Raw genomic sequence first — 18,960 nt, forward strand, 5'->3', positions numbered from 1 at the left:
GAACACGAAGGGGCAGCATCTCCGTATTGACAAACGGGCCGGAGTATACTATACTGCATTTAGTTGAAATTTCAATTAAAAAAACAAAAAGGAGGCTTGCCGATGGAAGCGCTGGAGTGCGACTTGCTGCGCTATATTGGGACGCTGAGCCGGTGCATCCATTCGATTATGGATGAGAAATTCAAAGCCTACGGGTTTCAGCGGGGGCAATTTGTTTTCTTTACCCGCATCTGCGAAACGCCGGGCTTGACGCTGACCGACTTGACGCAGCAGTGTGCCGTCGACAAGGCGACGACGACCAAGGCCGTCGATAAGCTGGCCGCCGCCGGCTATGTGGAAAAACGGCGCGACAGCCGGGATGGCCGGGCATGGAACGTATACCCTGCGGAAAAGGGACTGGCTATATACGATGCGTTTATTGCCGAAGAAAACCGGCAGGCCGCGGCCTGTCTGGCCGGACTGAGCGATGAAGACAAGGCGGCGGCTCTGCGGCTGGCCGCCGTCATGAGCCGGAACGCCGCCGACGAGTGGAACCGGATGAAACGATAAGAAGGAAGACGGATGGAATGATTACATTTCGCATGGCAACGACAGAAGATATACAGGGGAGCATGGCCTTAATAGATCAGGCTAAGGCCTTTTTGAAGAACAAGGGCGTCGACCAGTGGCAGGACGGCTATCCGGAAGAACAGGATATTGCCGGCGATATTGCTGCGGAAAAGGGCTATGTCCTGACCGACGGCGACGATATGATCGCCTATTGCTGCATTGATTTCGGCGGCGAACCAGCTTATGAGGGCTTAAAAGGTCAATGGCTGGCCGACGGGCCGTACGTCGTCATTCACCGTATGGCCGTCAGCGACGCCTATAAAGGGAAAGGATTGGCAAAGCGTCTTTTTGCTGAAGCCGAAGCGATGGCAGCGGCCAAGGGCGTATATTCCGTCCGCGTGGATACAGATGAAGACAACGCGATTATGCGGGGCATTATTGCTGCGATGGGATTTACATACTGTGGGACGATTTGGTTTGCGAACAGCACGAAGATTGCTTTTCAAAAGGTGTTGCCGACGACAATATAGGAAATATGCAAACGGGCTGCCTAGGGGCAGCCCGTTTATACTATTACAGGGATTTTCCTAATTCTCTTGCTTCTTGGAGTTGTGCCGGCTTGTCGATGATGTCACCGGCAGCCATATTGCCGCCAGCGTAGACGATGCCGAGATTATTCCAGCCTAAATGATGGAGCAGGCCTTCATAAGCTGCTTTGACGGGAGCAAAATTATCTTCTGTATCGCCTTCGGCTGCCATAAGGAGAATGCAATCCTTTATAGGATTGGCATAGTTCGGATTTAATTCGGCGACGGCAAACAGGCGGTCAAAAGCACATTTTAGCTGGCCGCTGAATCCCCAGTAATACATGGGTGAAGCGAGGACAAGGATGTCGGCTGCGATATATGCAGGATAAATCTTGGACATGTCATCTTGCTGTATACAGGGATTGGCTGTGTCTGTACCGCCTCGGCAGCAGCCTAGACAGCCGTGGATATTCATGGTTTGCAAATCAAAACAGACGACGTCACAGCCAGCTTCTTTGGCGCCGTCTGTAAAGTGCTTAATGAGTTCTTTCGTATTGCCGTTTGCGCGAGGGCTTCCATTTAATATACAGATTTTTTTTTGCATTATAAAACGCCTCCTTTATTTGTATGGTATAATTATAGCAATATATATAGATAGAATGAAGTACGCACAAATATGTTAGATACTAACTAAAAGGAGAGCGTATATGATTGTAAATTATATAGAAAAAGCTAATTTTGAAGATACGGGGTTCAGCTATACGTTGTCGTTGATCAGCGGCAAATATAAAATGGTAATCTTATATTGCCTCATGGAATTCCATGTTGTCCGATACAATGAATTAAAACGATATATCAAGACAATTTCTCATAAAACACTGAGCAATGCATTGAAGGAACTCGAAAAGGACGGCCTTATCATTCGTACAGAATACCCCCAGATACCGCCGAAAGTTGAATATCGCCTGTCGAATACAGGCCTGTCGCTAATGAATATTTTAGATCAGCTTTGCATTTGGGGAGACGCTCATAAACCCAAGACGGAAAAGGCAGACGTGTAACGGGCCGGTCAGATGCGCTGCGCGGCGTATGGCAGCTTTGGTCTTAGCGATGCAGTGTTTTGTAGTATTCGCCCCATTCAGCCATCGCTTTTAAAATAGGGCTCAGGCTTCGACCTAAATCGGTCAGGCTGTATTCGACGCGAGGCGGTACCTCTGCATATACTTTTCGGCTGACCAGACCTTTTGCTTCCATGTCGCGGAGCTGAGCTGTCAAGACTTTTTGTGACACGGAGCCAATGGATTTTTTTAGTTCGCCGAAACGCTTGGTTCCGGGCAAGAGGTCACGAAGGATGAGAACTTTCCATTTGTCGCCGATCAGCATAAGCGTCGTTTCGACAGGGCAGGCTGGCAGTTGTTTTATCGGTTCCATAAAAAGGCCTCCTATTCCATAGTTTCTATTAGGTAACTACAGCACAAAAAAGTGCTTACTTTACAATATATCTCTATGGAATTATTATAATCTTGCAAGCGGAAAGTTGCAATTTTTAAGATGTGCATAGGCAGGAGGTCTTTTACGATGAAGAAAGTCATTGCGTTTTTACAGGAAAACCCCGTACAGTATTTAGCGACTATTGGCCGCGACGGTAAGGCGAAATGCCGTCCCTTTATGTTTGCCGGCGAGATGGACGGAAAGCTGTGGTTCTGCACGAACAGCACAAAGGACGTGTACAAGGATATGCAGGTCAACCCCTATGTGGAGCTGTCCGTTTCCAGCCCGTCGTATGCTTGGATTCGCCTGAGCGGCAAGGCTGTCTTTGAAAACAACATGGCGGCGAAGGACATGTGCATGGCAAATCCCATCGTCAAGGGCCAGTACGGCGACGCGTCCAATCCGATTTTCGAAGTCTTTTATTTAGCCGAAGCCCGTGCAGTCATCGCCGATTTTTCCGGCAATCCGCCTCAGGAATATTCTCTGTAAGAGATGGCGGCATGAGGTATCTATGTCTTATAAAATATAATACTTTGTTATAATATAACCGGCTCGCAGCAGGAGATTCTGTCCTTCCTTCGGGCCGGTTTTGTCTGGGAAAATGGGTGCAGTTATACAATAGAACTCTCCAAATAGGGTATAATAGAACTATCTTTATACTCAGGAGGGATAGATGATGAAGACGATAGGATTTATTGGCGTAGGGATTATGGGCAAGCCCATGGCCCGGAACTTGATGAAGCGGGGATTTTCCTTGAGGGTGTTTGCCCGGATGGAAGCAAAGGCGGCGGATCTCGTCGCCGAAGGGGCTGTATTCTGCCCGACTATCGGCCAGTGCGTGCAGGGCTGCGACGCCGTCATTACGATGGTCGGCTTTCCCAAGGACGTAGAGGAAGTCTATTTCGGCGCAGGTAATATTTTTGATAGCGCCGCATCGGGGACGTATCTCATCGACATGACGACGACGAGCCCGACCCTGGCCGAAAGGATATACGTTGAAGGGAAGAAACGAGGCTTTCCTGTCCTCGACGCGCCTGTCACCGGCGGCGATACAGGTGCCATCAACGGTACCTTGTCTATCTTAGCCGGCGGCGACGAAGATGATTTCAAGTCTTGCCGGCCCTTGTTTGAAGCTATGGGAACGAACATCAATTATCAGGGAAAAGCCGGCAGCGGGCAGCACGCCAAGATGGCCAATCAGATTATGATTGCCGGCGCCTTGTCGGGTGTGTGCGAGGCCTTGGCTTATGCGAAGGCCAAGGGACTCGACCTGGACGTGTTCCTGCGCTCCGTCGCGACGGGAGCTGCCGGCAGCGCCCAGCTCAACGCCTTCGGCGGAAAAATCGTCTGCGGCGACTATCGTCCGGGATTTTACATCAAGCATTTCATCAAGGATATGACTCTGGCAAAGAGCGAAGCCGAAGGGGAGGGACTTCATCTGGATATGCTGAGTCAGGTCCTGGCGAATTATGAAGCCTTGGCGGCGGAAGACGGGGCGAACGGCGAGCTGGGAACACAGGGCTTAATCAAGTATTATCAGAAATAAAGGGGGATTGGCTGTGACCTATACGATACGAAAGGGAACTGCGGCCGACGTGCCGGCTGTTGCGGCGGTGTACGACGCCCTGCTGCAGTATGAGGAAGCGCATGGCACGGCGACGGGCTGGCAGGCAGGCGTGTATCCGACGGCTGCCGTTGCGGAAGGGGCGGCCGTCCAGGGAACGCTGTTTGTATTGGAAGACGGCGGAGCCGTCGGCGCGGCGATGATACTCAACCATGTACAGGCGCCGGAATACGCCGCTGCTGGCTGGCAGTACGGCGCGCTGCCGGAACAGGTATTGGTTCTCCATACGCTGTGCATCTCGCCGAGAGTGGCTCGCCGTGGGTATGGACGGGCCATGGTGCAATATGCCGAAGATTGGGCTGTCCGCACGGGCTGTGCCGTCGTGCGCCTCGATACGTGGATGCATAATAGGCCGGCCCGCAGCTTGTACGAGGCTTTGGGATACCGTCTGGCCGGGTCGTCGCCGGCCAAGCTGAACGGCCTGATTCCGCTGGAGCTGGTCTTTTATGAAAAGGCGGTCGGCAGGACATGATAGAGATAGGCGGTACGGCCCTGTCCTTGCTGCTGTGCGGCGTCGGCGGCATATTTGTCGGCTTCATCGATTCCATTGCCGGCGGCGGAGGCCTCGTATCCCTGCCCATGCTGCTTGCAATGGGGCTGCCGCCCAACCTGGCGATTGGTACGAATAAATTGGCCGCGGCCTGCGGCAATATCGTCAGCTCCGTACAATTTATCCGGGCCGGCAAGACGAAGCTGTCCTTGGCTTGGCGCATGATTCCCCTGGCCCTGGCCGGTTCGGCTGCCGGCAGCGCCTTCATGATCTATCTTCCCGAAGACGTGCTGCGGCCCCTGCTTCTCGCCGTGCTGGCGGCGACGGCGGCCGTCGTGTTTTTCAAACGCGATATCGGGAGGAACAGCGCGTCGGAATCGGCGAAGGTATTTTCCGCCAAGATACTGGCGGCGTCCTTTGCTATCGGTGCCTACGACGGCTTTGCCGGTCCCGGCGCGGGGACCTTTATGGTCATCGTCTTTGCCATGGTAGGCTTTGATTTCGTCGTCGCCGCCGGCAACGCCAAGATATTGGCCGTCGGGACGAACTGCACGTCCTTGCTGCTGTTCATCATATGGGACCAAATCCTGTACGAATACGCCGTCGTTCTGGCAGCCGGACTGATGATCGGCGCCTATTTCGGCTCCCGCACGGCCATACGGCGCGGCGCGCCGTTTATCCGCTTCGTCATGATGGCTGTGACCATCGCCTTGCTCGGCAAGCTGCTGCTGGAATACGGCCAGGCCTATTTGCTGTAGTCCTGCTCCGTATCATATGACGAATTTTCATCACCTATCTGAATAAATTAACTTTACAAGGGACAAACCCTGTAGTATGTTAAGTTTATAAAGAAATATGCGGCGTTGTGGAAATTAAAACGGCGTCGGACGGTGAAGGAGAGTGGTTCATATGGTACGATTGGCAAAGCGGATGGAAACGATGGAAGGCTCGGCGAGGATTGTGCGCCATTTATTCAGCGCCATGACCGATCCGGAGATAATTTCCTTCGGCGGCGGCGCGCCGGCCATGGAGGCCCTGCCCGTCGATATCGTGCGGGAAATTGCAAACGACGTGCTGACGAGGGACAAGCGCGGTCTGGAAGCGCTGCAGTACAACAATCCCATCGGCTTGAAGGATTTGCGCGACGTCGTGGCCCGTATCCTCCTGGAACCGAAGGGCGTCCATGCCGAAGCGGACGACATCATGATCGTCAACGGCGGCTTGGAAGCGATGAACCTTCTCTGTCAGGTCGTCATCGGTCCGGGCGACGTCATCCTCGTCGAATCGCCGTCCTTTGTCCACTGCATCGAGATTTTTGAAATGTTTCAGGCCCACTGCGTCGCCGTGGAAACGGACGAAGACGGCATCGTGCCCGACGACGCAGAGCGGAAGATGAAGGAATACCATCCCAAGATGGTCTACGTCATTCCGACCTTCCACAACCCGACGGGCAAGACGCTGACGAGGGAGCGGCGGCAGCGGCTGGCCGAGCTGGGCAGCCAGTACGACGTGCTCATCCTGGAAGACGACCCGTACCGGGACCTGCGCTACAGCGGCGAAGAGCTGCCGCCGATCAAGGTATTCGATAAGACGGGCCATACGGTCCTGGCCAACAGCTTTTCCAAGATTTTCTCGCCAGGGTCGCGCCTGGGCTACGTCGTGGCGGCTCCGCCGATTATGGAGAGGCTCCTCGACGCTAAGACGGCGACGAACTCCCATACGTCGGCCCTGGCCCAGGTACTGTGCGCCGAGTTCTTCAAGCGGGGCTACTTCGACGAGCACTTGAAGAAAATCCGGGCGATTTACCGGGAGCGGCGCGACGTCATGATCGACAGCATCGACACTTACCTGCCGAAAGGGACGAAGCGCGTCTTCCCCGACGGCGGCCTGTTTACCTGGGTCGAGCTGCCCGGCGACATCAATACGACGGAGCTGCTCCAGGAAGCGGCGGCCTATAAGGTGGCCTTCATCGCCGGCGAAGGATTTTTCGTCGAAGGAGGCGGCAAGGGGCGCAACTGCATGCGCATCAGCTTCGGCAACGTGCCGCCGGAAAAAATCCGCATCGGCATGGAGCGATTGGGACGGCTCATCGCGTCTAAAATGAAATAGGACATGATAATACCCCCTGTCTCGGCGGCGTGCCGAAGCAGGGGGTATGTGCGTTACGTGCGGTGTATGTGAAGGACGACGATTTCCGGCCGGGGACCGGTGCGGAAGGGCGTGCCCCAGAAGCCGTAGCCGCTGGTGACGACGGCCAGGAGCCGGCCGAAGCGGCGCACGCCGTAGCACAAAGTGTACATGCGGCGGGTGACGACGTTTTCCGGGAAGAACTGGCCGCCGTGGGTATGGCCGGCCAGGTACAGGTCGTACCCTTGCCGGGCTGCCGGCGCCATGCGCAGCGGCTCGTGGTCGACGGCGATGTTGAAGGCCAAGGCATCGACGGCGGGCATGGCGTGGTTTGGATAGTGGATATAGTCGCTCATGCCCGTCAGGACGATGTTCCGGCCTATAGGGCTTTGCTCGTCAGCGAGAAAGCGGACAGCCGGCAGCAGGCGGGCCAGCTCGCCGACGTCGCTGTCGAAGTAGTCGTGATTGCCGTAGACGGCGTAGACGCCTAAGGGTGCGTGCAGGCCGTTTATGTACGTATAGCTTCCGTCGCGGCGGACGAAGTCCAAATGGGCGTCGATGAGGTCGCCGCCGAATAGAATGGCGTCGGCATGGACCGACTGGATGCGGCGCACCATGTTCTTGACGAACCAATGGCTCAGCAAGGGGCTGAAATGGGTGTCTGACAAGAAAGCGATCGTCGTGTCGGCTTCCACTTTGTCGGTTTCGACGAAAATATGGCGGTATACCGGCACGAGAGCCCGGTACGAGCCGACGATGAGTATCATGAGGATGCAGGCCCGTATGTACGCCGACAAGCGGGGGCCGACGGCCTGCCAGTCAAAGCCAGCGGCGGCGCAGAGCAGCCAGGCCAGGCCATACACGACGGCGCCCATAAAGGAATAGATCGTAAAGATAAGCCAGTAGCCGCCGGCCCAGGCGAAGAACTTGGCCAGCCAGAGCGGCACGGCGTGAATGGCGTTGTGGGCTAAGGAAAAGAAAAAGGGCGCGATACAGAATAGGAGAAATGCCGGCAGCGTGTCCAGCCAGGGCACAGACGCGCAGTACATGGGCCAGGCGGCGACGCTGCCGACGAGTGATAGAACGCCGATTTTCCAGAAAAAGGCGGTGCGGTTGAACATAAGACGATCCTCCTGTCTGATGGCATCGCCCTTATAATACCCTTTTCCGCCGTTTCTTTCAACGCCGTGTCCGCTCCAAGGGCTTATACCCAGCCCATGAGCTGCAAGAAGTTCCAGAACAGCTTGGCCCCGTAGAAGGCGATGACGGCGCCGCAGACGACGTTGACGATTCGCAGGGCCTTAGTGTTGAATTTATGGCTGTACAGGGAAATGAAAAAGGTCAGGCCGAAAAACCAGAGAAAGGACGCTGATACGACGCCGGCCATAAAGGGCGTGGCCTGGCTCATGGACAAGGTGACGTGGAAGGCACCGAGCATCATCGTGCCGTCCAGGATAGCCTGCGGGTTAAACCAGGTGACGACGCAGGCCTTGGAAATCGTCTTGCCAAGAGGCATGCGCTGGCCCGACTGAGCGATTTCGTCCTGGCGGGAGCGGATGAGGTTGACGCCGATGGACATGACGATGAGGCTGCCGATGCAGAGGATGAGGGCCTGGAGCCATTCGTAGCGGTCCATGAGGGCGCCGACGCCGTAAAAACACGAAATCGACAGGGTAGCGTCGAAGAATAAGACGATGAGAGCTGTGAGCAGGGCCCGGCGGCGCGACGACGTGAGGGCGGCGTTGATGACGAACAGATTTTGCATGCCGATGGGAGCTACATAGGCCAAGCCCATGGTCAGCCCTTGTAAAAAGAACTGCATACATATTCCTCCTTAAACCGGCCGAATCAGCGGCGGCATATAGTATTTCGCAGCGGTTATAGTGTATAATAACAGCATCGTTATCGTATCTGCTATTAGTATATCAAACCGGCTTCGCCTTTCAATGAGCCAAACCGGCAAAATTGAAGTGAGCCAAAAGGAGGACATCATGTATCGTATCCAGCCAGTACAGATCGACTGGAAGCCAGACAAATCCGGCCCCGACGCCGTCTATGCCCAAATCGTCCGCTTCGTCTGCCAGAAGGTAGAGACGGGAGAATGGCCTATCGGCACGCGTCTGCCGTCCCACCGGGAGCTGGCCCGCCTGTTCGGCGTCAACCGCGGCACCATCGGGAAAGCCCTGGACATGCTGAATTCGTACGGCTTGATCAAGGGCAACAGGGGCAACGGCACGGTTATTGCCAGCAACACCTGGTCGGTGCTGCTGCCCCATCAGGCCGACTGGGGCAGCTACGTGTCGGCAGGCTATTTCCAGGCCAATAAGACCGTCGTGCAGGAGATTAACCGGTTGGAATTTTCTCCGCAGATGGTGCGCCTCGGCACGGGCGAACTCGACCCGCGCCTCTTTCCGGCCGACATGATGAAGGAGGCATTGTCGCGCGTCGCATCATCGATAGAGTCCCTGGGCTATCCGGAGCCGCTGGGGCTGGAGCGCCTGCGCAAAGCCGTGTCTCGCCATCTGGAAAAAATCGGCATCATCGCCCCGCCGTCGTCTATCCTCATCACGTCGGGAGCCTTGCAAGCCCTGCAGCTCATCTCGGCCAGCCTCCTCGAAGGCGGCTCCGTCGTGTATACAGAGCGGCCGACGTATTTGAATTCCCTCCGCGTCTTTCAGTCGGCAGGGCTGCGCCTGACCGGCGTGGCCATGGACGCCCAGGGCATCAGCATGGCGTCGCTGCAGAACATCGTGCCCCTGTCGTCGGCGAAAACCGACGCCGTGCTGTACACCATCCCGACGAATCACAATCCGACGGGACGCACGATGACGGCAGACCGCCGCTATGCCCTCTTGAAATTCTGCGCCAACCGCCGCCTGCCGATTATCGAAGACGGCGCCTATCAGGATCTGTCCTTTGACGCCGCCCCGCCGCCGCTGAAAGCCATCGACAAGATCGGCACGGTCATCTACCTGGGCAGCGCTTCGAAATCCCTGGCCCCGGGCCTGCGCATCGGCTGGCTCGTCGGCCCGGAGCCCGTCGTCCAGCGATTAGGCGACGTGAAGATGCAGGTCGATTACGGCGCGAGCTCCCTGTCGCAGATGGTCATGGCCGAATTTCTCGAAAGCGGCATGTACGACGAGTACAACGTCTTTTTGCGGAACGAACTGCGCCGCCGCCGCGACGCGGCCCTCGACGTGCTGAACAAGCGCTTCCGCAGCATCGCCTCGTGGCAGGTCCCCGACGGGGGCTTCTACATCTGGCTGACCTTAAAGGAGACGATTCACATGGAATTCATCTTCCGGGCCGCCGCCAAGGAGGGCATCCTCATCAACCCCGGCGACATCTACGACTTCCGCCGCAATAACTCCCTGCGCCTGTCGTATTCCTATACGACGCCGGAAGAATTCAGGGATGCGGCCCTGAAGCTGGCTGATATTATTGAGAGAGAAATAGAATAGAAAAATATAAACGCCTTTCTGCACAAGTAATTTTAATTTGTGCGGAGAGGCGTATTTTTATGAGGGAGAGGAGGTTTTATAAAATGGCATTTGACAACAAATTAAAAAATACAAATTAGCAATAGCTGAAGCTACAGTATTAGGGATAAGAGAACCCGATATACGTTGATTGGTAAATGTTTCCGACAAATCACCGTTAGAATATGTTGAGATTTTATTACATTCAAAAAATATTTTTTGTCTGGCGTAGTCATAAGTATATATCGTTGGATACACAACTATAGTATTATGTTTTTTGTTATGCAGGATTGTTTCTCCTTGAATTGTATAATACGGTGGAGAGCATTTTATAATTGAAGGAGAGTGGATATTTACATATACTTCCGTCACCGTATCTTCAGATATTTTTAGGTACTGACCTTGCGCTAAGTCAATTGCACCTGCATGTGTACATGAAAACAGCAGCATGAATAACAGGCTAATCAGAATGACAGTATGCTTTCTCATGATGTTACCTCCATCCCCTCCTTTTGATTACTTTATTTCTTTATAATATAACAGACAGATATGCGTACCGCCAAGTTCGTTAAACGATACTTTATATGGATGCAGTTGAATCCGTCAACATATATTCTGCCAAGATTTGCAGCCCCGTTTCTATCGTATCGAGTTCCAGCCATTCGTGGGTCGTGTGTTCGTCGTGGCTGCGGCAGACGCCGAAGGACAGGGCCGGGATGCCCAGGCTGAGGGGGATGTTGGCGTCGGTACTGCCGGAAATAAAGGGCGTGCCGAGGCCGTACTTGCTGCGGATGGCGGCGATGCGCCGGCATTGAGCCGAGATATCTGCGCCGCTGCTGCAGGGCCGTTCGCCGAGAAGGGTCGTCGTAAGGGTCAGGCCGTCCCGACGGACGTCGGCGACGAGACCCAGAAAGGCCTTGTCCAGTTTTTCCAATTCGTCGTGTGATTCAGAGCGCAGGTCGACAGTGAATTCGGCGCTGGCGGCGATGGAGTTAATCGTCGTGCCGCCGCAGATGGTGCCGACGTTATACGTCGTCTTCGGAGCAGCTGGGACAGGCAGGCTGTAGAGTTTGGAAATAATAGACGCGGCGGCAGCGATGGCGCTGGTGTGTCCGAAGTGCATCCAGCTGTGGCCGCCCTGGGCTTCGATGGAGACGCGGTAGCGGCGCGACCCGACAGGAATGGCGACGACGTCGTCGAAGGTGCAGTCGACGGCGAGGGCCTCTGTAATGCGCCCCTTCCAGTCCTCCATGATGCGGCGCATGCCCTTGAGATTGCCCATGCCTTCTTCGCCGACGTTGAAGGCAAAGAGGGCTCCCTGCGGCAGGGTGAGATTCAAATCGCGCAGCATGGTGAGGAGAAACAGCAGCCCTGCCACGCCGACGCTGTTGTCGCCGCACGACGGTGCAGCGAGGATATGGCCGTCTATGCGGGGCGTTAGATCCACAGGGCCTTTGAATACGGTGTCCATATGGGCGCTGTACAGCGGAAAGGCTGTCCGCCCCTCGATTTGGCAGGGGCAGAGGACGTTTCCCGCCTCGTCGATGCAGGCCCGCCCTTGGCCTAGGTCGTGCAGATATTTCAGCACCCAGGCGGCTTTTTTGCCCTCCTGTCCCGTCGGCGAGGGAATGGTGATAATCTGGCGCAGCAATTCTGTGAATTGAGACTGGCGGCTGCGGATATAGGTATTGAGTTGTTCTACTATAGAGGAATGCATGACTTTCATCTCCTTGCAATGCCGATGGGCTGTCCCATGTATCTCCTCATATCATGGGGCGGCCAAAGAAAAACATCAGGAACGGCTTCACGTACCTGATGTTTTTTTATTACTCCGTTGCCGGCGCAGGCTGGGCGGCGGCAATGGCATGGACCGTTTCTTCCGGCAGGCCCATGATGCGGGCGATCAGTTCATGGGACAGGCCTTCCTGGAGCATCGTCGCTACGGTTTGTTCTGTCAGCCGTTTCCGTTCCTCCAACCGTCCTTCTTCCCGTCCTTCCTTTCGCCCTTCAGCCCGTCCTTCTTCCCGGCCCTCAGCTAAGCCCTCGGCCCGGCCTTCTTCGAGGCCTTTCTGCCAGCCTTCGGTCCGGCTCTTTTCGATATTATGCATCATAGAAATATAGTCGCGCCGCGCTTTTTCCTGAATTTCGTATTTTCGGCGCAGCTTTTCGTCCTGCGTGAAATACATTTCGCATTTCATCGCTTCTTTGATGGCCGGTTCGCTCATAGCCAGCACCTCCCGTTCTTCGTCGCTGCATTGGTGGGAAAAATAGGCGATCCAGCGCTCTGATTTCCGCAGCTTGCGGATGTCGCCGATGCGGATTTTTTCCAGCTCGATAAAGTGCATTTCTAAATCGTCGATGAGGATGTCCTTTGTTTCATCGTTGCAGATATGGTATGAATGATGGCATGTCGTGTATTGGGCAAAGGCGTTGAAATCCATCAGGTTGATGGAAATTGCCGGCATGAGCTTGTCATAGGGCTCGCCTTCGCGGAGCTCGCTGCCGTACATTTTTGCCCAATAGTAGAGGGAACGGCGGGCCATGTCCGGATCTTTGCAGACCTGTACTTCGATATTGACCTGCGTGCCGTCGTTCATTTTCGCCCGGATATCCAGGACAGATACCTTGCCGTCCTGCATGATGGGGGTCATTTCCTTGTCTAAGAATTCTAAATCGATGAATAGCATATCGTCGGTCCGGTTCAGGATTCCGTTGATAAAACTCAGCGTCAGGAATTTCTTTTTTGTATCGCCGAGGAGATATTTGAAAAATACGTCGTTTAGCCGGTTTAATTGCTGCGCCATAGCCGCCTCCTTTTTTACTGTTCTTACTTGTATTGTATCACGATTTGCCTTTATGCCATAGGGAGAAAGACGTTATATTATGAGCTGGAGGCATAGAAAAACTCGCTGCGGCGAGGTGTGCCGCAGCGAGCTGATAGGATTAGCCCAATATCTTTTTCAAGTCTTCTTCCGGTGTGGAAATGGGGGTGATGTTGTAGTTTTCTACGAGGAAGTTCAGGACATTCGGCGATACGAAGGCCGGCAGCGTCGGGCCGAGGTAAATGTTCTTGAGTCCCAGGTACAGGAGCGTGAGGAGAATGCAGACGGCCTTCTGCTCGTACCAGGAGAGAACCAAGGTGAGAGGCAGGTCGTTGACGCCGCAGCCAAAGGCTTCTGACAGGGCGACTGCTACTTTGATGGCACTGTAGGCGTCGTTGCACTGGCCCATATCCATGATGCGGGGCAGGCCGCCGATAGTGCCGAGGTCGAGGTCGTTGAAGCGGTATTTGCCGCAGGCCAAGGTCAGGATGACCGTGTCGGCCGGAGTCTGTTTGACAAAGTCCGTATAGTAATTGCGGCCCGGACGGGCGCCGTCGCAGCCGCCGACGAGGAAGAAGTGTTTAATGGCGCCGCCTTTGACTGCGTCGATGACTTTGTCGGCGACAGAAAGAACTGTGCCGTGACCGAAGCCGGTCATGACCGTCGTGCCGCCGTTGATGCCCGTGAAATGCTGTTCTTCGCTGTATCCGCCCAGGGCCAGGGCCTTTTCGATGACCGGCGTAAAGTCCTTATCTTCGCCGATGTGGACGAGACCGGGGTAGGAGACGACTTCCGTCGTGAAGACGCGGTCGCTGTACGAGCTGCGCGGCGGCATGAGGCAGTTTGTCGTGAACAGAATAGCGCCGGGAACGTTGTCAAATTCCTTCTGCTGATTCTGCCAGGCTGTGCCGAAGTTGCCCTTCAAATGGCCGTATTTCTTGAGCAGGGGATAGCCGTGGGCCGGCAGCATTTCGCCGTGGGTATAGATGTTGATGCCTTTTCCTTCGGTCTGCTTCAGGAGCAGTTCCAAATCCTTCAGGTCGTGGCCTGTTACGATGATAAAGGGGCCCTTTTCAATCGTCAGGGGAACCGTCGTCGGCGTCGGCGTGCCGTACGCCGTCGTGTTGGCTTCGTCGAGGAGAGCCATGCAGGTCAGGTTGACCTTGCCCGTTTCCATGACGATGGGCAGGAGTTCATCCATGCCCCAGTCTTCGCCGAGGGCAGCCAATCCCTTCAAGAAGAAGGCGTCGACCTCTTCGCTGCTGCGGCCCAGCATGAGGGCATGATAGGCGTAGGCTGCCATGCCGCGCAGGCCGAAGAGGATGAGAGATTTCAGGGAGCGGATATCTTCGTCGGCTTTCCAAATCTGACGGACGTCATAGTCGCCGGCCTGTCCGCCGAGGGCCGCTTTTTCCGCACGCACTCTATCTATCATGATCTGAATAGTTGATTCGTCGAAGTTGACGTTAGTAATCGTTGTAAATAAAGCTTCCAGCACGAGGCGGTGCGTCTGGGCTGTCGGAGCATTTGTCTGACAGACGCGGGCCAGGCCGATGAGGGCGCTGGTCAGTTCATCCTGCAAATCTGCTGCGGCAGCCGATTTGCCGCATACGCCGGCGCAGCCCGTGCAGCCAGTGCCTCTCATCGTTTGCTCACATTGAAAACAGAACATTTTATTTTCCATAGTAAAGACCTCCTTTGGAACGATACTCATTTCAGTTGATATACTAAGTATAGTGGCAAAGGAGGGATCTGTCTGTTGTAAATACAACGGATATATCAATTTTGTAGAATTTTTGTATACATTAGTCGCCGTGAATGCGATCCAGCATGGACTGGATGAAGGACAGCATCTGCTGCCGGTCGTCCCGTGAGAGGCCCGCTAAGACGGCGCTGCGGTGATTGCCGGCGGCCTGGGCTGCCAGGGGGTACAGCTCCCGGCCCTTTTCTGTGAGGGAAATGCGTTTTTCCCGTTTGTCCTGGCTGCTCGTCCGCACGATGAGTCCTTTCTGCTCCATCTTGCTCAGGGTCTTGGAAATGGCCGCCCCTTCGATTTCCAAGGCTGCGGCGATGTCCGATTGGGGAAAGGAGTCGTGATTGGCGACGAAGTTGAGGACGGCCCACTCGGAGCTGTACAGGCCGAGGGGCTTCATGACCTCGTTGACGCCTTTCGTAAAGGCTCGGACCGTGACGTGAAGCTGCCGTATTAATGCGTCGTCTAACTGTGTATCAGCCATGAGCGGAATCCTCCTGATGCACCATCAGCTTGCGGGCTGCCGACGGCTTATAGAAATGCTGGCCTAAGAAAGCGGCTAAGAACAATACCATAGCGGCCAGGACATAGTAAAACATGTTGACGTAGCCGATGACGCCGGCGACGCCGCCGAGGACGATAATGCCGCCGCTGGTGCCGACGTCCAGCATGTTGTAGTAGGTAGCGCTGGCGCTGCTGCGGCGTTCCGGCGCGACGGAGTTAAACAGCCAGGTCATAAGGGACGGCATGATGAGTCCTGCGCCGGTGCCGTAAAAGACGGCGGCAATCATGAGGGCCGTAAAGGAAGTAGCGTTGATGATGACGACCAGGCCGACGGTGTAGGAGACGATACCCGGCAGCAGTACCCAGAAGGGCCCCTTGCTGTCGTAGACCCGGCCGCCGAAGGTACGGGTCAGAAAGACGAATACCGTACCGACGACGAAGAAGAAGCCTGAGTTGGGAATATGGACTTCTTGGGCCAGCAGGGCGATGAAGGTATTGACGCAGCCGTAGGCCAGGCCAAAGAGCATCGTAAAGAAGGAGGGAAACCCCGTGCCGGCTTCGAAGAAACGGCTCCGCCACGGTACCTTTACCTTCGGCGCGCGGCGGGAGCGGCGGACGGCGCTGGCTGATTCGCTGCAGAACACGGTGCAGCCGACGGCCAAGGCGGCGGCGATGGTGGAAAAGGCAAAGAGGAAATCGGAGCTGAAATCAGTAAGAAGCATGACGCCCAGAGCCGGGGCGATGCCCATAGAAATGGTGTTGCCTAACCCGAAATAGCCGACACCTTCGCCGCGGCGCGACGAGGGGATGATGTCGACGGCCAGGGCGGCGGCAAAGGTCGTGCCCAGGCCGAAGCCCAGCCCTTGTACGACACGGGCAATCAGCAGCATGTGGATGGATGTGAAGAAGGCGTAGGCTACTGTCGAAATGAGGGAGAAAAACAGGCCCAGGTATAAGCATTTTTTCTTGCCCAGCAGCTTGACAAAATCATCCGTAAAGAAGCGGATGAAGATGGCCGACACGCCGAAGATGCCGGAAATCAGGCCGATTTCCGCGCCCGACGCGCCTAAGGACGCCACGTACAGGGGCAGCGTCGGCAATAAGCAGTGGAAGCTGGCAAATAACAGGCCGTTGGCAATAATGATAGCAAAAAAACGTCTTGTCCATAACGGAGCTTTCGTCATGAAATCATATCCTTTCTGAAAAAAATAGATAACTAGTTAACTATTGATGAATAAAAAAATCAGATAATTAACTAGTTAAATATCTGATGAATGAATATACTATACCGCTGCGCCTCCGATTTGTCAAGCCGCCCGGCGGCAGGACAACACGGATTGGCTGCGGGACATGGCATATCAGGCGAGAATATAGTATAATTTCTTACAAGCATAGGACGGATCCTTCTCTCTGGATGGATATATTCCCGGTCCTTCTTATGCTATAATATAAGTAGTATAGAGAAAACACATAGGAGGCTGTACGATGGCAGACACAGTATACGCAGTATTTAAGACCAATCACGGCGATTTCACCGTCGAATTATTCCCCGACAAGGCGCCCATTACGGTGGCGAACTTCCGCAAGCTGGCCGAATCGGGCTTTTACGACGGCACGATTTTCCACCGCATCATTCCCCAGTTCATGATCCAGGGCGGCGACCCCGAAGGCACGGGCTACGGCGGTTCGGACGAAATGATCCCTGACGAATTCGACCCGTCCCTGACCTTTGCCGAACCGGGCGTCCTGGCCATGGCCAACGCCGGCCCCAACACGGGCAGCTCCCAGTTCTTCGTCACCGTCGTGCCGACGCCGTGGCTCCAGAACCACCACTCCATTTTCGGCAAGGTCGTCAAAAATTACGACGTCGTCGAAGCCCTCAGCCAGGTGCCGACGAACCGGTTTGACCGTCCTCTCGACGACGTAGTCCTCGAAACCGTCGCCATTACGGATACGCTCTAAGAGGTTCCATGCCATTTTATACCTACATGGTGCGCTGCGCTGACGGCACGCTGTACACCGGCTGGACCTTGGACGTAGACAAGCGCGTCGCCGCTCACAACGCGGGCCGCGGCGCCAAGTATACTCGTTCCCGTCGTCCCGTCCGCCTCGTGTGGAGCCGGGCCTTCCCGACGAAGCACGACGCGATGCACTGGGAATGGCAGATCAAGCAGATGCCCCGGGCAGAAAAAGAAGCCCTCTGCCAGTCCCTGCCAAAGGAGATGGTATAACATGATACATTGGAAGAAAGCCTTGACGGCAGGCTTCCTGAGCCTGACCTTGTTCGCCGTCCCCGTCAGCACGGCTATGGCCGCGTCGTGGTGGCAGACCCTGGCCTACGGGGCCGCCGCCATGACCTTGGCCAAGCAGCAGCTGACGAAAATGGACGACGGCGCGAAGCAGCAGATGCTGGCCAGCACCCAGGCCAAGACGGGCGTCGTCGCCGGCGAAGCCTACGGCGACCGTTTGGAAGGGATTCAGCGCAACATCGTAGCCACGGGCATGATCGAACGCCAATACGACGTATACGCCAACCCGTCGGAGGACCTGAACGCCTTTGAAACCATCGGCGGCGTCATTTCCGTCAACAAGGGCATGATGGACGCCCTGAGCGACGACGAGCTGGCCTTTACGCTGTGCCATGAAATGCAGCACGGCGAAAAACGCCACGCCGTCAACGGCGTCTTGAAGAGCATCGGCATCGCGACCCTCGTCGATGTGGCTCTCGGCGGCGACCTCAACGTCCTCGACGTCCTCTTGGGCAGCGTCGCCGTCAACTACATCGACAACGAAGTGGTGACGATGGACCAGGAAAAAGAAGCCGACGCCCACGGGTTTGACGTCTTCAAGAACACCCAGTACAACGTCGGCGGCGCGGCCTCGTCCATGCAGCTCGTCTACGAGCAGTACGGCGAGCTGTATCAGGAAGGCTTCAAGCGCATCATCAATCCGAACAACCATCCGCAGATGACCAGCCGCATTGAAAAGCTGGCTTTCCGCATGAGCCAGTGGTCGGGCAACCACGTCCAGGTCGGCGGCGACGTCGTGTACGTCAACGCCCAGCCGGTCATCCATCCCGTCCCGTCGGGCGACTACTCGCCGCGGCGTAGGGCCTTTCTGGCGGCGGGCAATCTGGCCCGCGTGACCCACAACGAGTACGGCGAGGCCATCGATGAAGACGAAGTCCAGGCCGTGCCGCTGAACCAGCAGGATAAAAAGGGCAAGAAAGCCCATAAGGACGCCCCCATCTATCCGCCGGCATGGAACGTAGCCCAGCATGGTTCCGACATTTACGTCAACGGCCTGCGCATCATGACCTGCGCGCCCGGCGACGACGGAGGGGCCATTACCCAATCCCTGGAAAAGGCCTTGAAGGCCGAGCCGGCCATGTTGTCGGAAAAGGAAATCAAGAAGCTCAACAAAGAGTGGAAAAAACAATACGAAGCAGATAAGAAAGCCAAAGAAGAGGCCGAACAGGCCACGGCGGAAGCCCAGCAGCCTGCCGAAGCTTCGTAGGCTCAATACGTACGCGCCGCCGACGGGACAGACTTCCTGCCCGACGGCGGCGCGTCGTTATGCTGTCTTGGATTTTGA

Annotated in this window: 22 protein-coding genes; 12 read left to right on the forward strand and 10 right to left on the reverse strand. The window is 55.6% G+C overall.

All coding sequences use genetic code 11. The annotated features are described in order from the left end of the window. Nucleotides 1-102: 102 nt before the first annotated feature. Entirely contained in the window at nt 103-549 is a 447-nt protein-coding gene (locus DKB62_RS08295; RefSeq protein WP_107195423.1) for a MarR family winged helix-turn-helix transcriptional regulator, read from the forward strand. Between the two features lie 17 nt (nt 550-566). Then, nucleotides 567-1,079, forward strand: a complete 513-nt coding sequence (locus DKB62_RS08300) for a GNAT family N-acetyltransferase (protein ID WP_107195422.1) — start codon at nt 567-569, stop codon at nt 1,077-1,079. A gap of 43 nt (nt 1,080-1,122) precedes the next feature. Here DKB62_RS08300 and DKB62_RS08305 read toward each other — a convergent pair whose 3' ends face one another. Continuing rightward, nucleotides 1,123-1,680 carry a flavodoxin family protein gene (locus DKB62_RS08305; RefSeq protein WP_107195421.1) on the reverse strand — a complete coding sequence of 186 codons (558 nt, stop codon included), beginning with the start codon at nt 1,678-1,680 and terminating at the stop codon, nt 1,123-1,125. A gap of 103 nt (nt 1,681-1,783) precedes the next feature. On the opposite strand from DKB62_RS08305, the gene DKB62_RS08310 reads away from it, so the two are divergent. Next, nucleotides 1,784-2,137 (forward strand): winged helix-turn-helix transcriptional regulator, encoded by a 354-nt coding sequence (locus tag DKB62_RS08310; RefSeq protein WP_087477955.1) that lies wholly within the window; start codon nt 1,784-1,786, stop codon nt 2,135-2,137. 43 nt (nt 2,138-2,180) lie between these two features. Here the strand turns inward: DKB62_RS08310 and DKB62_RS08315 are convergent, their stop codons facing one another. Continuing rightward, on the reverse strand, nt 2,181-2,507 hold the full coding sequence (locus DKB62_RS08315) for a winged helix-turn-helix transcriptional regulator (RefSeq protein WP_087477956.1): 327 nt from the start codon (nt 2,505-2,507) through the stop codon (nt 2,181-2,183). Between the two features lie 147 nt (nt 2,508-2,654). On the opposite strand from DKB62_RS08315, the gene DKB62_RS08320 reads away from it, so the two are divergent. The 5 genes from DKB62_RS08320 to DKB62_RS08340 all read left to right on the forward strand — a co-directional run bounded on the left by DKB62_RS08320 (nt 2,655) and on the right by DKB62_RS08340 (nt 6,790). Next, nucleotides 2,655-3,056: a pyridoxamine 5'-phosphate oxidase family protein gene (locus tag DKB62_RS08320; protein ID WP_095629330.1), complete on the forward strand. Its 402-nt coding sequence runs from the start codon at nt 2,655-2,657 to the stop codon at nt 3,054-3,056. Nucleotides 3,057-3,240: 184 nt separating this feature from the next. Continuing rightward, nucleotides 3,241-4,113, forward strand: a complete 873-nt coding sequence (locus tag DKB62_RS08325) for an NAD(P)-dependent oxidoreductase (RefSeq protein ID WP_232818733.1) — start codon at nt 3,241-3,243, stop codon at nt 4,111-4,113. A 13-nt stretch (nt 4,114-4,126) separates the two neighbouring features. After that, the gene (locus tag DKB62_RS08330; protein WP_157949650.1) at nt 4,127-4,663 is read left to right on the forward strand and encodes a GNAT family N-acetyltransferase; all 537 of its coding nucleotides are present in this window, start codon (nt 4,127-4,129) and stop codon (nt 4,661-4,663) included. Further along, nucleotides 4,660-5,439, forward strand: coding sequence for a sulfite exporter TauE/SafE family protein (locus DKB62_RS08335; protein ID WP_107195418.1), 780 nt, complete (start codon nt 4,660-4,662; stop codon nt 5,437-5,439). The genes DKB62_RS08330 and DKB62_RS08335 overlap by 4 nt, the downstream gene beginning before the upstream one ends. Before the next feature lie 151 nt (nt 5,440-5,590). Continuing rightward, on the forward strand, nt 5,591-6,790 hold the full coding sequence (locus tag DKB62_RS08340) for an aminotransferase-like domain-containing protein (protein WP_107195417.1): 1,200 nt from the start codon (nt 5,591-5,593) through the stop codon (nt 6,788-6,790). A 53-nt stretch (nt 6,791-6,843) separates the two neighbouring features. On the opposite strand, the gene DKB62_RS08345 is transcribed toward DKB62_RS08340, so the two are convergent. Both DKB62_RS08345 and DKB62_RS08350 read right to left on the reverse strand, forming a co-directional pair. Next, nucleotides 6,844-7,929 carry a metallophosphoesterase gene (locus tag DKB62_RS08345; protein ID WP_107195416.1) on the reverse strand — a complete coding sequence of 362 codons (1,086 nt, stop codon included), beginning with the start codon at nt 7,927-7,929 and terminating at the stop codon, nt 6,844-6,846. An 83-nt stretch (nt 7,930-8,012) separates the two neighbouring features. After that, nucleotides 8,013-8,630, reverse strand: a complete 618-nt coding sequence (locus DKB62_RS08350; protein ID WP_107195415.1) for a LysE/ArgO family amino acid transporter — start codon at nt 8,628-8,630, stop codon at nt 8,013-8,015. A gap of 169 nt (nt 8,631-8,799) precedes the next feature. Here DKB62_RS08350 and DKB62_RS08355 point away from each other — a divergent pair, with 169 nt between their 5' ends. Beyond that, nucleotides 8,800-10,269: an aminotransferase-like domain-containing protein gene (locus DKB62_RS08355; protein WP_107195414.1), complete on the forward strand. Its 1,470-nt coding sequence runs from the start codon at nt 8,800-8,802 to the stop codon at nt 10,267-10,269. 57 nt (nt 10,270-10,326) lie between these two features. Here the strand turns inward: DKB62_RS08355 and DKB62_RS12600 are convergent, their stop codons facing one another. The 6 genes from DKB62_RS12600 to DKB62_RS08380 form a co-directional block, all read right to left on the reverse strand. Beyond that, nucleotides 10,327-10,776: a hypothetical protein gene (locus DKB62_RS12600; RefSeq protein ID WP_157949649.1), complete on the reverse strand. Its 450-nt coding sequence runs from the start codon at nt 10,774-10,776 to the stop codon at nt 10,327-10,329. A gap of 91 nt (nt 10,777-10,867) precedes the next feature. Further along, entirely contained in the window at nt 10,868-12,004 is a 1,137-nt protein-coding gene (locus DKB62_RS08360) for a M20/M25/M40 family metallo-hydrolase (protein WP_232818732.1), read from the reverse strand. Nucleotides 12,005-12,113: 109 nt separating this feature from the next. Continuing rightward, entirely contained in the window at nt 12,114-13,091 is a 978-nt protein-coding gene (locus tag DKB62_RS08365) for an Rpn family recombination-promoting nuclease/putative transposase (RefSeq protein ID WP_107195413.1), read from the reverse strand. A 139-nt stretch (nt 13,092-13,230) separates the two neighbouring features. Continuing rightward, complete coding sequence (hcp, locus tag DKB62_RS08370) at nt 13,231-14,793, reverse strand: hydroxylamine reductase (RefSeq protein ID WP_107195412.1); 1,563 nt, start codon at nt 14,791-14,793, stop codon at nt 13,231-13,233. Between the two features lie 121 nt (nt 14,794-14,914). Next, nucleotides 14,915-15,346 carry a MarR family winged helix-turn-helix transcriptional regulator gene (locus DKB62_RS08375; protein WP_107195411.1) on the reverse strand — a complete coding sequence of 144 codons (432 nt, stop codon included), beginning with the start codon at nt 15,344-15,346 and terminating at the stop codon, nt 14,915-14,917. Next, nucleotides 15,339-16,550 (reverse strand): MFS transporter, encoded by a 1,212-nt coding sequence (locus tag DKB62_RS08380; RefSeq protein WP_107195410.1) that lies wholly within the window; start codon nt 16,548-16,550, stop codon nt 15,339-15,341. The genes DKB62_RS08375 and DKB62_RS08380 overlap by 8 nt, the downstream gene beginning before the upstream one ends. 301 nt (nt 16,551-16,851) lie before the next feature. On the opposite strand from DKB62_RS08380, the gene DKB62_RS08385 reads away from it, so the two are divergent. From DKB62_RS08385 to DKB62_RS08395, 3 genes are read left to right on the forward strand one after another with little or no spacing between them, the layout of a single operon-like run. Beyond that, on the forward strand, nt 16,852-17,328 hold the full coding sequence (locus DKB62_RS08385) for a peptidylprolyl isomerase (RefSeq protein ID WP_087477969.1): 477 nt from the start codon (nt 16,852-16,854) through the stop codon (nt 17,326-17,328). Nucleotides 17,329-17,336: 8 nt separating this feature from the next. Then, nucleotides 17,337-17,597, forward strand: a complete 261-nt coding sequence (locus DKB62_RS08390) for a GIY-YIG nuclease family protein (protein ID WP_087477970.1) — start codon at nt 17,337-17,339, stop codon at nt 17,595-17,597. Between the two features lies 1 nt (nt 17,598). Then, entirely contained in the window at nt 17,599-18,882 is a 1,284-nt protein-coding gene (locus tag DKB62_RS08395) for a M48 family metallopeptidase (RefSeq protein WP_107195409.1), read from the forward strand. Nucleotides 18,883-18,960: the final 78 nt, after the last annotated feature.

The organism is Megasphaera stantonii (assembly GCF_003367905.1).
Lineage (GTDB): Bacteria > Bacillota > Negativicutes > Veillonellales > Megasphaeraceae > Megasphaera > Megasphaera stantonii.